Below are 12,893 nucleotides of genomic sequence, written 5' to 3' on the forward strand. Positions count from 1 at the left end.
GATGCTGGCGTATATTTTTCGGCGACTGCTGCTGATCATCCCGACCCTGTTTGGCATTTTGCTGATCAACTTCGTGATCATCCAGGCCGCCCCCGGTGGGCCGGTGGAACAGATGATCGCCAAGCTCGAAGGCTTCGAAGGCGCCACCAGCCGCATTGCCGGCGGCGGTGCCGAAGTGTCGGTGGCCGGCTCGGCCTATCGTGGGGCGCAAGGCCTGGACCCGGCGCTGGTCAAGGAAATCGAGCACATGTACGGCTTCGACAAATCGGCGCCGGAACGCTTGTGGATCATGATCAAGAACTACGCCACCCTGGATTTCGGCGACAGCTTCTTCCGCGACGCCAAGGTCATCGACCTGATCAAGGAAAAGATGCCGGTGTCGATCTCTCTCGGGCTATGGAGCACGCTGATCATGTACCTGGTGTCGATCCCGCTGGGGATCGCCAAGGCGACGCGACACGGCAGCCACTTCGATGTGTGGACCAGTTCAGCGATCGTTGTCGGCTACGCGATCCCGGCGTTCCTGTTCGCCATCCTGCTGATTGTGGTGTTTGCCGGCGGCAGCTATTTCGACTGGTTCCCGCTACGGGGCCTGACCTCGAACAACTTTGATGAGCTCAGCACCGGCGGCAAGATCCTCGATTATTTCTGGCACCTGGCTCTGCCGGTCACTGCACTGGTGATCGGCCACTTCGCGACCATGACGCTGCTGACCAAAAACAGCTTCCTCGACGAAATCAACAAGCAATACGTGGTCACCGCCAAGGCCAAGGGCCTGACCCGTCACCGCGTGCTCTACGGCCATGTGTTTCGCAACGCGATGCTGTTGGTGATCGCCGGTTTCCCTTCAGCGCTCATCGGGATCTTCTTCACCGGCTCATTGCTGGTGGAAGTGATCTTCTCCCTCGACGGCCTCGGCCTGATGAGTTTCGAAGCAGCGATCAACCGCGACTACCCGATCGTCTTCGGCACGCTGTTCATCTTCACGCTGCTGGGGCTGGTGCTGAAGCTGATCGGCGACCTCACGTACACCCTTGTCGATCCGCGCATCGACTTCGAAAGCCGGGAGCATTGAGATGAACCTGTCCCCTCTCAATCGCCGACGTTTCGAGCTGTTCAAGGCCAACAAGCGAGGCTGGTGGTCGTTGTGGCTGTTTCTGATTCTGTTCGGCGCAAGCCTCGGCGCCGAGCTGATCGCCAACGACAAACCGCTGGTGGTGCATTACGACAACGCCTGGTACTTCCCGGCGCTCAAGCGCTATCCGGAAACCGCGTTCGGCGGCGAATTCCCGCTGGAAGCCAACTACAAGAGCCCGTACATCCGCGAACTGCTCAAGGCCAAGGACGCCTGGGTGGTGTGGGCGCCAATCCCCTACAGCTACCAGAGCATCAACTACGACCTGAAAGTCCCGGCCCCCGCGCCGCCGTCCGCCGACAACCTGCTGGGCACCGACGATCAGGGCCGCGACGTGTTGGCCCGGGTGATTTACGGTTTCCGGATTTCGGTGCTGTTCGCTTTGACGCTGACCATTCTCAGCTCGATCATCGGCGTGATCGCCGGCGCCTTGCAGGGCTTTTATGGCGGCTGGGTCGACCTGGCCGGGCAGCGTTTCCTGGAGATCTGGTCCGGGCTGCCGGTGCTGTACCTGCTGATCATCCTCGCCAGTTTCGTGCAGCCGAACTTCTGGTGGCTGCTGGGGATCATGTTGCTGTTTTCGTGGATGAGCCTGGTGGATGTGGTACGCGCCGAGTTCCTGCGCGGGCGGAATCTGGAATACGTGCGCGCGGCCCGGGCGCTGGGCATGCAGAATGGTGCGATCATGTTCCGCCACATTTTGCCCAACGCCATGGTCTCGACCATGACCTTCATGCCGTTCATCCTGACCGGCGCCATCGGTACGCTGACCGCCCTCGACTTCCTTGGCTTCGGTTTGCCGCCGGGCGCCCCGTCGCTGGGTGAGTTGGTGGCGCAGGGCAAATCCAACCTGCAAGCGCCGTGGCTCGGTATGAGTGCGTTTGCGGTGCTGGCGTTGATGTTGAGTCTGCTGGTGTTTATAGGCGAGTCCGCTCGCGATGCCTTCGACCCGAGGAAGTGAAATGAATCAGGACAATCTGATCGAAGTGCGCGACCTGGCCGTCGAATTTGTCGTTGGCGAGCACGTTCAGCGGGTGGTCGAAGGCGTCAGCTTCGACATCAAGCGCGGCGAAACCCTGGCGCTGGTAGGTGAAAGCGGCTCCGGCAAATCGGTGACCGCCCACTCGATCCTGCGGCTGTTGCCCTACCCGCTGGCCCGGCATCCGTCCGGCACCATCACCTATTCAGACCGGAACCTGTTGGAGCTGAAAGAGAAAACCATCCGCCACATCCGCGGCAACCGGATCGCGATGATCTTTCAAGAGCCGATGACCTCGCTCAACCCGCTGCACTCGATCGAGAAGCAGATCAACGAGGTATTGGGCATCCACAAGGGCCTGACCGGCAAAGTCGCGACCAGGCGCACGCTGGAGCTGCTGGAGATGGTCGGCATCCCGGAACCCGAGAAACGTCTCAAGGCCCTGCCCCACGAATTGTCCGGTGGCCAGCGCCAGCGGGTCATGATCGCCATGGCCCTGGCCAACGAGCCGGAACTGCTGATCGCCGACGAACCGACCACCGCGCTGGACGTGACTGTTCAGCTGAAAATCCTCGAATTGCTCAAGGAATTGCAGGCCCGCCTGGGCATGGCGCTGTTACTGATCAGTCACGATTTGAACCTTGTACGAAGAATTGCGCATCGCGTATGTGTCATGCAGCGCGGTTGCATCGTCGAACAGGCATCGTGCGAAGAATTGTTCCGCGCGCCGCAGCATCCATACACCCGGGAACTGCTGGCAGCAGAGCCCAGCGGCAAGCCTGCGACCAATTTGATTGGCCCGCCCTTGCTGCAAGTCGAGGACCTGAAAGTCTGGTTCCCGATCAAGAAAGGCTTTCTGAAAAAGACCGTCGACCACATCAAGGCGGTGGACGGCATCAATTTCAGCCTGCCCCAGGGACAGACCCTGGGGATTGTGGGAGAAAGCGGTTCCGGCAAGTCGACGCTCGGTTTGGCGATTTTGCGGCTGATCGGCAGCAAAGGGGCAATCCGTTTTGAAGGCAAGCAGCTAGACTGCCTGACGCAGCAACAGGTTCGGCCGCTGCGGCGGGAAATGCAGGTGGTGTTCCAGGACCCTTTCGGCAGCCTGAGCCCACGGATGTGCGTGAGCCAGATCGTCGGTGAAGGCCTGCGGATCCACAAGATGGGCACCGAGGCCGAGCAGGAACAAGCGATTATTGCGGCACTCAAGGAGGTAGGCCTGGATCCGGAAACCCGGCACCGCTACCCCCATGAATTTTCCGGTGGGCAGCGGCAGAGAATCGCCATTGCCCGGGCTTTAGTGCTAAAACCGGCGTTGATTCTGCTGGACGAGCCGACTTCGGCCCTCGACCGCACCGTGCAACGCCAAGTGGTGGAGCTGCTACGTTCACTGCAAACCAAGTACAACCTGACGTATTTGTTTATCAGCCATGACCTGGCTGTCGTCAAAGCGCTGAGCCACCAACTGATGGTGGTCAAGCATGGCCAAGTGGTCGAACAGGGAGACGCGCAAAGTATTTTTGCCGCCCCCCAACATCCGTATACACAGCAGTTGCTGGAAGCCGCTTTTCTGGCACCAGCCACTGCGCAATAAACCTGAAAGAGAGGAGCAACACATGGGTTTTCTCGCCGGTAAGCGCGTACTGATCGTCGGTGTCGCCAGCAAGCTGTCCATCGCATCCGGCATCGCTGCCGCCATGCATCGCGAGGGCGCTGAGCTTGCCTTCACTTATCAGAACGACAAACTCAAGGGTCGTGTCGAAGAATTCGCACAAGGCTGGGGGTCGAGCCCTGAGCTGTGCTTCCCGTGCGACGTGGCCAGCGATGCCGAAATCGCCAAGGTCTTCGAAGAGTTGAGCAAGAAGTGGGACGGCCTGGACTGCATCGTGCACTCCGTCGGCTTCGCCCCGGGCGACCAACTGGACGGCGACTTCACCGAAGCCACCACCCGTGAAGGTTTCCGCATCGCTCACGACATCAGCGCCTACAGCTTCGTGGCCCTGGCCAAGGCTGGTCGCGAAATGATGAAAGGCCGCAATGGCAGCCTGCTGACCCTGTCGTACCTGGGCGCCGAGCGCACCATGCCGAACTACAACGTAATGGGCATGGCCAAGGCTTCCCTGGAAGCTGGCGTACGTTACCTGGCCGGCTCCCTGGGCCCGGACGGCACCCGCGTCAACTGCGTATCGGCTGGCCCGATCCGCACCCTCGCCGCTTCCGGCATCAAGAACTTCCGCAAAATGCTGGCCGCCAACGAAGCGCAAACCCCGCTGCGTCGTAACGTCACCATCGAAGAAGTCGGCAACGCCGGCGCCTTCCTGTGCTCGGACCTGGCGTCCGGCATCAGCGGCGAAATCATGTACGTAGACGGCGGCTTCAACACCACCGCCATGGGTAACATCGAAGAGTGATCTTCGGTTAGCCGTTAAAAAACCCGCCTCTTCAGGCGGGTTTTTTGTGCCCTCAAATTCAAAAGATCTTCACAACAAACACTGGGCAAACAACTGCTGGATCGGCTGTGTGCGCTGGCTATAACGCTGCAACAGCACGATCTCCCGGTAGAACGTCAGCTCTCCCAGCGGGATGATCCGGACCTTCGCCCCATGCTCCAGCCACAGCCCTGCCTCGGGCAGCAGTGAAACGCCGAGTCCGCACTCAACCATCTTCACGATCGCTTCCAGCTCGTCGAGCTCCAGCGCTACTTGCACGTCAATCTGCTTCTCGCGCAAAAAACGCGTCACCAATCGCCCACCGAATGAATTGCGGTCGTAGCGTACGTGGGGATGGCTGGCGAGTAACTGCAGCGGGTCATCCCCCTCGAGGTCGGCCGGCACGATCAGCACAAACGGCTCCCGGCGAATGACTTGCACCGATAATTCCTTGGGTAATTCAAACGGCGGCTTGATCAGAATTGCCAGGTCCACTTCGCCAGTGTCCACCTGGCTCAGCAGGTTCAGGGATACCCCCGGCACCAGTTTCGCCTCCAGCAATGGCGCCTGTTGCCGGAGTCGCAACAGCGCCCGTGGCAACAAACCGGTCTGGACGGTAGCCACCGCGCCGATCTTCAATTCGCCACGAAACTCGCTGATGTCATCACTAACGGCCATGCGACTGAAGATCTCGAGCATTTCCTGAGCCATCGGCAACGCTCGTTGCCCTGCGGCATTGAGGAGCGCCTGACGCCCGGTGCGATCGAACAGACGTATGCCCAACGCCTGCTCCAGATTGCGGATCTGCGCGCTGACCGCCGACTGAGTCAGGCCGATGTGCATGCCTGCCGCTGCGAACGTGCCATGGCGCGTCACGGCAATGAAGGTTTTCAGTTCCCGCAGCATACGGCTCCCCAATTGATCGAAATAATTTGAGCTCGCTGCAAAAACTATCGTCTTTTAATCAAAAAGCACAGGACTAAACTCAGCCTCAACGCTCAACCCGTCGAGGCACATCCGATGCAACTGTCCCCTTTTCATTTGGCCATCCCGGTTTACGATCTGGACGCTACCCGGCGTTTCTATGGCGAGGTGTTCGGCCTGGAAGAAGGTCGCTCCAGCGATCACTGGGTCGATTTCAACTTTTTCGGCCATCAACTGGTGATTCATCTGGCCCCGAAAAACGCTTCTCAGGAAGCCGCCCATACCAACGTCGTGGATGGCCACGACGTACCGGTGCCGCATTTCGGTGTGGTATTGCCGATGGAAGAATGGGAGGCGCTGGCCGAACGCCTGAAAGCCCTGGGCACACACTTCGTGATCGAGCCGGGCATCCGGTTTCAGGGATTGGTGGGCGAACAAGCCACGATGTTTCTTTTCGATCCCTGCGGCAATGCTCTGGAGTTCAAGGCGTTCAAAAATATCAATCAGTTGTTCGCCAAATGACCCGCTCGCCCCTTGACGCCACCACCCTCAGTCAAGCGGTGGTCAATGGCGAAACTACCGCCGCCATCATCGCCGAAACCTTTCTTCAGCGCATTCAGGCGCGGGAGCCGGAGATCCAGGCTTTTGTCTCGTTCGACGCCCGGCAGGTCCGCGCCGATGCGGCGCAGCACAACGGCCAGGGCCTGCTGGCCGGCGTCCCCGTGGGCATCAAAGACATTTTCGACACCGCTGCCTACCCCACACAGTTCTATTCACCCATTTATACCGACCATCAACCCTCCCGGGACGCCCACGTCGTGACGCTGCTGCGCCAGGCCGGGGCGCTGATCATGGGCAAGACCCATACCACCGAGTTTGCGTACATGCACACCGGTCCAACCCGCAATCCCCACGACCTTACGCGAACGCCGGGCAGCTCCAGCGCGGGCTCGGCGGCCGGGATGGCTGCAGGGTTCTTTGCCCTGGCGCTGGGCACCCAGACCGCAGGCTCGTTGCTCAAGCCGGCATCCTACTGCGGCCTCTTCGCCTTCAAACCGTCGCTGGGGCTGGTGTCGCTGGAAGGGGTAAAACCGTTGGCGCCGAGCTTCGACACCGTGGGTTGGTATGGCCAGTCAGTGCGCGACCTGCACCTGGTAGCGCGCGTGTTGATTCCCGGGTTCGTGATGCCTGGCATCGAGCGGCGTCCACTGCAATTGGGGTTCTGCCGCACGTCACGCTGGGATCAAGTGGACTCCGACGTGGTCCTTGCCCTGGAACAGGCGGTGGATCAGTTGCGCAGCGCCGGCCATCACGTGAGCGAAGTACGGCTGCCGGATGAGTTTGCCGGTGTATTCGACGATCATCAGTTGATTAACGATTGCGAAGGTGCCCGCTCGCTGGCAAAGGAGTTTCAACAACACCGAACACAATTGAGCCCTTCGACCCTGGCCATGTTCGAGCGGGCGGCGACCACAACCTGGCAACAGGAATCCGCTGCCAAGGCGCGCCTGGCTGATCTTGCCCCACGCTTGAGCGAGCTTTGCCGCCCTTTCGACGCCATGCTCGGCGCCTCTTGCGGGATGGTCGCGCCGGTCGGCCTGGAAAGCACCGGGCCGTCGGACTTCATCAAGTTTTGGGGGGCGTTTGGCTTGCCGCAACTGAACATCCCGCTGAGGCCCGGCCAAGCCATGTTGCCTGTCGGGCTACAGATGATCGGAAGGTTCAGAGAGGATGGTCAGCTGTTACGAACGGCCGAGCACGTTGCAGCGGTTTTGCAAGGCGCCATTCAAGAATGACGAGCTTCGAACTGTCGGGCACGCAACGCCTTATCGACCAGAGCCAGCAGGTCTTGCGCCGTTTGGGTTAGCTGGGCATCAAACTCGATCTGCCCGACACTGAAGCGAATGTCATAGCCACGATGCACCGTGGCATTACGCTCATCGAGTATTTCTTCGAGGCGCGCCCTGATTGCGGCAATCTCCACCGTGTTGGCACCGGTCAACAAGGCAGCAAACTCATCGCTGCCCAGCCGACCGATCACATCGCTTTCACGAAAAGCGATGCGCAACACGTCGGCAAAGGTTTTCAGGGCGTTGTCGCCCTCGGCACGCCCATACAACCGGTTGATGTGCTTGAAGTCATCAAGGTCGAAAAACAACAGGGTCGCAGGTTGGCCCAACTGCCGACAGGCCTCCAGCGCCAATTGGGCCAGAGCCTCGAAGCCATGACGATTGGACAGCAGCGTCAACTCATCCATGCTCGCCATCTGCACGCCCATCAGTTCTTGCTCGGCCTTGCGCGCCAGGTCGCGCAGTACATCGCGGTCCTGCACGGCGCCGTCGAGGACGTTCGGCGTGCCCGCGCCGGGTTTGAGCGGTTTGTCTGGGGTTAGCATTACTCACTCCCTTGATGGATATAAACGTTAGAGTCGTTCACACCCGGTTTGACTCCTTATAAACGCGCCGCTGGTCAGCTACCCGCCACCGGACACGGCCCTCCAGCGTCCGCCCAGAGTTTGAACTGGGTGACGAAAATGTCGTGGGGCACCGGCACTGGCGTCCGTCCCTCACCTGGATGCCAGCCCCAGAGCACCAGTTTGTCCTCGCTGACATGTTTGATCAGTGCCGCAAAATCACGATCACCATTACTGGAACGGTCCTTGATCATCGCGCACAACCTGTCGGGCGGCAGACCGATCCAGGCCATTTTGTGCGCGGCCGGCGGCAGGCTCCAATGCGGCGCTCCGGGCGGTGCGTGAGGCCCATAACTGGCGGGCGGATTGCTTTCGGCATGGCAACTGGCACACGGCAGACCGGCCGCCCCTTTGCCATCCATCCCGCGAACCACCCTCATCGCGTGAGGATTGCCGGCGTCGAACTGTAAAGGCGAATCGCCGGGGATATGACAGTTCTGACAGCGCGGGCTCTGGAACACCTTCTGTACCGTGTCAAACGCCTTCAGCGCCTCTTTTTCATCAGCGAACAGGTCTGAGGCATAGCCAGTCAGCCCGATCAGCACCACCGCGCCCAGCAACAGATGTCGTTTCATGTCACACCCCCGACAATTGCAGCGGCAGTTCCCGCAGACGCTGCCCGGTCAAGGCAAACACCGCGTTCGCCACGGCCGGCGCCACGGGCGGTACACCGACTTCGCCGATGCCGCCGGGTTTGTCGGTGCTGGGGACGATATGCACTTCGACCACGGGCATTTCGTTCAGGCGCAGCACCTGATAGTCGTGAAAATTGGACTGCTGCACCTGACCGTTCTTGAACGTCAGTTTGCTGTGCAAGGTAAATCCGAGGCCGAAGGTGATGCCTGACTCCATCTGCGCGGCGATGCTCTGCGGGTTGACCGCAATGCCGCAATCCACCGCACACACCACCCGGTGTACGCGAATCGCCAGGTTGTCCTGCGACACCTCCGCCACATGGGCGACGTAGCTGCCGAAAGACTCATGCACCGCCACGCCCAATGCGTGGCCGTCCGGCAACGGCGCTTTCCAGTCGGCTTTCTCCACCGCCAGATTCAGCACCCCCAGATGCCGTGGATGCGCCTTGAGCAAGGTTCGTCGGTATTCCACCGGATCCTTGCCGGCCGCCTCTGCCAGCTCATCGATCAACGACTCCATGACGAATGCCGTATGGGTATGCCCCACCGACCGCAACCACAACACGCTGATGCCGGTTTGCGGGGAATGCAGGTCGATCAGGTGATTGGCCAGCCCCTCAAAATAGGGACTGCCGGCCACACCTTCGACGGAGGTTTTGTCGACACCGTCCTTGACCATGGTCGCCTCGAACGACGTGCCGGCCATGATCGACTGTCCGACCAGCACATGCTTCCAGGCGATCGGCATACCGTCGGCGTCCAGCCCGATGCGTGCCTGATGCAGGAATGCCGAGCGATAGTAACCGCCGCGAATGTCATCCTCTCGGGACCAGACGGTTTTCACCGGTTCGCCCGCCGCTTTGGCGACGTACACCGCCTCGCTGACAAAATCCGAGGTCGGGTTGGCCCGACGCCCGAAGCCGCCACCGAGGAATTGGGTGTGGATCTCGACCTGTTCGGGTTTGAGCCCGGTGATCTTCCCCGCGATCATCTGATCCAGGGTCTGGAACTGCGTGCCGGTCCAGATTTCGCATTTGTCCTTGGTGATTTTCACCGTGCAATTGAGCGGTTCCATCGGTGCGTGGGCCAGGTACGGCACGCTGTATTCGGCCTCGATAGTCTTCGCCGCTCTGCCCAACATCACCGTCGCGTCCCCGGCCTGGCTGACCGAGGTCCCGGGGGTGGCGGCGAGTTTACGGAAGCTTTCCAGCAGTTGCTGGCTGTCGAGCCCGGCGTTCGGCCCCGGTTCCCATACAACCTTCAGCGCATCGCGCCCCAACTTCGCCGCCCAATAATGATCGGCAATCACCGCGACTCCCGTGGGCACCTGCACCACTTTGTGCACGCCCGGCACCGCCAGCGCTTCGGCGCCTTCGAAGGATTTGACGCTGCCACCGAACACTGGCGGCCGAGCGACCACCGCGGTCATGAGCCCGTCGAATTGCACGTCCATGCCGAACTTCGCCTGCCCGGTGATTTTCTCCGGGGTGTCGAGACGCTTGGTGGGTTTGCCGATGACCTTCCAGTCCTTGGCCTCCTTGAACTTGATCGAGGCCGGATCCGGCACCGGCAACTTGCCGGCGTCATCCGCCAGTTCGCCGTAAGTAGCGCGCTTGTCGCCAGCAATCACCACGCCCGACTCGGTGCGGATCTGCGAAGGCGCCATGTCGAATCGCTTGGCCGCCGCGTCGATCAGCATCAGGCGCGCCGTTGCGCCGGCCTGACGATAGCGATCGAACTCCATCCAGGTCGAGGTCGAACCGCCGGTGATCTGCATTCCGCCAAACGCCGGCAGGCCATACTCGGCGGCCGAGGCTGGCGCGTGTTCGACGCGAATTTTCGACCAATCGGCGTCCAGTTCTTCGGCGATCAACATGGTCAGGCCGGTCCACATGCCCTGGCCCATTTCCGAATGGCCGAGCAGCACAGTGACGCTGTTGTCGTTGCCGATGCGTAAAAAGGCATTGGGCGCGAACACCTCTCCTTGATTCTCGGCGCCGAGGGCAAAGCGATGGCTGCCAGGGATGACAAACCCCACCACCAGACCGCCACCCAACACGGCACTGCTCTTGAGAAAACCGCGACGCGAGACAGAGTTGATGCTGTGCATGGCTCAGACTCCCTTCAACGTGGCTTCAACCTCAACCGATCTCGGCGGCGCGTTTGACCGCCGCGCGGATTCTTGGGTAGGTGCCGCAGCGGCAAATGTTGCCGGACAACGCCTGGTCGATGTCGCTGTCGGTAGGCTTGGGGATCTTCGCCAGCAACGCGGCCGCCGACATGATCTGCCCGGACTGGCAATAACCGCACTGAACCACGTCGAGTTCGGCCCAGGCCTGCTGCACCGGGTGCAAGCCGTCGCTGGACAGACCTTCGATGGTGAGAATTTTCTGCCCGTGGGCCACCGCCGTGGCGGGCGTGATGCAGGAGCGCAGCGGCGCGCCGTCGACGTGTACGGTGCAGGCACCACACTGGGCCATGCCGCAACCGAATTTGGTGCCCGTCAGGTGCGCGACATCGCGCAGAACCCAGAGCAACGGCATGTCCGCGGGGACATCCAGTTCCTGGTCCTTGCCATTGATGTTCAGGGTCAGCATGGCGGATTTCCTCAGACTCACAGTGTTCTGAAGGGGCGCCGCTGTGGCAGCGAAATACCTACGCGGCGCCTTGGGTCATCCCTACAGCTAAGCGCAATTTGACCCACAAGCCATGTTCATCGACCACCGGTCGCTCCCGTCCCGTAGCAGCTGCTACGGACTTGTCGATCTACGGTCCGTCCAATCGCCTACAGGCTGGCTAATCTGATAGTCCAGCGTGTACAACCTGCCGAGGACAACCGCCATGCAACGCTTTCCAAAGCTTACACCCTGCCTGTGGTTCGACGATCAGGCCGAAGCGGCGGCGAAGTTTTATTGCTCGATCTTCGATCACTCGAAAATCACCGCCATCACCCATTACGGCAAGGCCGGTCAGGAAATCCACGGCCGCCCGGAAGGTTCGGTGATGACGGTCAGCTTCGAGCTTGATGGCCAGACCTTCACCGGTCTCAATGGTGGGCCAGTGTTCACCTTCAACGAAGCGGTGTCGTTCCAGGTCAATTGTCAGAATCAGGAGGAAGTCGACCACTTCTGGGGCAACCTGACCGCCGGCGGGCCTGTGCAGGCGCAGCAATGTGGCTGGCTCAAGGATAAATTCGGCGTGTCGTGGCAAATCGTGCCGGTGGCGCTGATGCACATGATGCAAGACCCCGACACGGCAAAATCCCAGCGTGCCATGCAAGCGATGTTGCAGATGAAAAAACTCGACATCGCCGAACTGGAACGAGCCTTTGCCGGCCAGAGCTAATACACTGAGGTACTGGCCCGCCAAGGACACCGAGATGAAGCACATCGTCGCCAAAGATGCAGACAAAGCCCCGCGTTTCTGGCGCGACGACGCCCTGCCCTTCATCGAAGCCCGCTCCATCGCCGACGGCCGCGAGGTCTGCTACGCCCGGCATTCCCACGAACACTTTTCCATCGGTGCTATCACCGCTGGGCGCAGCACCTACATCCATGAGCAATCGGAGTTTCAGGTCAGCGCCGGCACCGTGGTGTTGATGAACCCCGGCGATGTGCATGCCTGCAATCCGATCGATGACCAGCCTTGGTCGTACCTGATGCTGTACGTCGAGACGCCTTGGCTGACTGACTTGCAGCATCAGCTCGGCTTCAGCCAGGATTCGGCGTTTCGCCGGTTTTCCATCACCCACAATCGCGATGTCGAGCTGTTCGCCGGCCTGAAGAACTTGTACGAGGTGTTGGTCGATCGGCAGCAGGATGTGCTGCACAAGCACAGCGCGGCGGTGGAGTTTTTCACCGAGGTGCAACAGCGGCTCAACCCTATAGATCAACCGTTGCGCGAGCCTAACTTCAAGCTGGAGCGGGCCGCCGACTACATCCGCGATAACTGCACGCACCAGCTCAAGCTCGAAGACATTTGCGAAGCGGCGCAACTGTCGCCGTCCTACCTTATTCGCGCCTTCAAACAGCATTACGGCATGACGCCCCATGCATTTCTGGTCAACCGGCGCATCCAGTTCGCCCGGGATCGACTGCGCAATGGGCGATTAATTGCCGATGTGGCGTTAGAGGCGGGTTTTGCTGATCAGGCGCATTTTCAGCGGGTGTTCAAACAGCATCTGGCGGCGACGCCTGGGCAATATCGCGGATAAGTTAATACATCGACAAGTTCCCCTATCAAGAACAGGTTAGTTAAAACCAACTCACGACCCTTGCCTGCAAAAGTCATATGAAGTCATATAAATAAAATGACAACG

13 protein-coding genes are annotated in these 12,893 nt (G+C 60.4%); 8 read left to right on the forward strand and 5 right to left on the reverse strand.

All coding sequences use genetic code 11. The annotated features are described in order from the left end of the window. The first annotated feature begins 1 nt into the window (after position 1). Genes ACEN9A_RS16495 through fabI form a run of 4 tightly spaced genes read left to right on the forward strand, consistent with a single transcriptional unit; the run spans position 2 to position 4,525 of the window. A complete protein-coding gene (locus ACEN9A_RS16495) occupies positions 2–1,075 on the forward strand; it encodes a microcin C ABC transporter permease YejB (protein WP_258668670.1) in 1,074 nt (357 codons plus the stop codon). Position 1,076: 1 nt separating this feature from the next. After that, positions 1,077–2,096, forward strand: a complete 1,020-nt coding sequence (locus ACEN9A_RS16500) for an ABC transporter permease (protein WP_007906755.1) — start codon at positions 1,077–1,079, stop codon at positions 2,094–2,096. A 1-nt stretch (position 2,097) separates the two neighbouring features. Then, the gene (locus ACEN9A_RS16505; protein WP_019648952.1) at positions 2,098–3,708 is read left to right on the forward strand and encodes an ABC transporter ATP-binding protein; all 1,611 of its coding nucleotides are present in this window, start codon (positions 2,098–2,100) and stop codon (positions 3,706–3,708) included. 22 nt (positions 3,709–3,730) lie between these two features. Next, a complete protein-coding gene (gene fabI, locus ACEN9A_RS16510; RefSeq protein ID WP_007937760.1) occupies positions 3,731–4,525 on the forward strand; it encodes an enoyl-ACP reductase FabI in 795 nt (264 codons plus the stop codon). A 69-nt stretch (positions 4,526–4,594) separates the two neighbouring features. Here the strand turns inward: fabI and ACEN9A_RS16515 are convergent, their stop codons facing one another. After that, positions 4,595–5,449 carry a LysR family transcriptional regulator gene (locus ACEN9A_RS16515; protein WP_258668672.1) on the reverse strand — a complete coding sequence of 285 codons (855 nt, stop codon included), beginning with the start codon at positions 5,447–5,449 and terminating at the stop codon, positions 4,595–4,597. A 114-nt stretch (positions 5,450–5,563) separates the two neighbouring features. On the opposite strand from ACEN9A_RS16515, the gene ACEN9A_RS16520 reads away from it, so the two are divergent. Next, positions 5,564–5,989 carry a VOC family protein gene (locus tag ACEN9A_RS16520; RefSeq protein WP_258668673.1) on the forward strand — a complete coding sequence of 142 codons (426 nt, stop codon included), beginning with the start codon at positions 5,564–5,566 and terminating at the stop codon, positions 5,987–5,989. Then, positions 5,986–7,263 carry an amidase gene (locus tag ACEN9A_RS16525; RefSeq protein ID WP_258668674.1) on the forward strand — a complete coding sequence of 426 codons (1,278 nt, stop codon included), beginning with the start codon at positions 5,986–5,988 and terminating at the stop codon, positions 7,261–7,263. Before ACEN9A_RS16520 ends, ACEN9A_RS16525 begins: the two co-directional genes overlap by 4 nt. On the opposite strand, the gene ACEN9A_RS16530 is transcribed toward ACEN9A_RS16525, so the two are convergent. The 4 genes from ACEN9A_RS16530 to ACEN9A_RS16545 all read right to left on the reverse strand — a co-directional run bounded on the left by ACEN9A_RS16530 (position 7,254) and on the right by ACEN9A_RS16545 (position 11,172). Next, positions 7,254–7,862 carry a GGDEF domain-containing protein gene (locus ACEN9A_RS16530; protein ID WP_258668675.1) on the reverse strand — a complete coding sequence of 203 codons (609 nt, stop codon included), beginning with the start codon at positions 7,860–7,862 and terminating at the stop codon, positions 7,254–7,256. The two genes, ACEN9A_RS16525 and ACEN9A_RS16530, sit on opposite strands and share 10 nt — an antisense overlap. A gap of 74 nt (positions 7,863–7,936) precedes the next feature. Further along, a complete protein-coding gene (locus tag ACEN9A_RS16535) occupies positions 7,937–8,515 on the reverse strand; it encodes a hypothetical protein (RefSeq protein ID WP_019648949.1) in 579 nt (192 codons plus the stop codon). 1 nt (position 8,516) lies between these two features. Further along, positions 8,517–10,685 carry a xanthine dehydrogenase family protein molybdopterin-binding subunit gene (locus ACEN9A_RS16540; RefSeq protein ID WP_258668676.1) on the reverse strand — a complete coding sequence of 723 codons (2,169 nt, stop codon included), beginning with the start codon at positions 10,683–10,685 and terminating at the stop codon, positions 8,517–8,519. Between the two features lie 31 nt (positions 10,686–10,716). Then, positions 10,717–11,172, reverse strand: a complete 456-nt coding sequence (locus tag ACEN9A_RS16545; protein ID WP_258668677.1) for a (2Fe-2S)-binding protein — start codon at positions 11,170–11,172, stop codon at positions 10,717–10,719. Positions 11,173–11,416: 244 nt separating this feature from the next. On the opposite strand from ACEN9A_RS16545, the gene ACEN9A_RS16550 reads away from it, so the two are divergent. Continuing rightward, entirely contained in the window at positions 11,417–11,920 is a 504-nt protein-coding gene (locus ACEN9A_RS16550; RefSeq protein ID WP_019648946.1) for a VOC family protein, read from the forward strand. Positions 11,921–11,954: 34 nt separating this feature from the next. Then, positions 11,955–12,788 carry an AraC family transcriptional regulator gene (locus tag ACEN9A_RS16555; protein WP_019648945.1) on the forward strand — a complete coding sequence of 278 codons (834 nt, stop codon included), beginning with the start codon at positions 11,955–11,957 and terminating at the stop codon, positions 12,786–12,788. The last annotated feature ends 105 nt before the right edge of the window (positions 12,789–12,893 follow it).

Source organism: Pseudomonas sp. Pseusp18 (assembly GCF_059506005.1).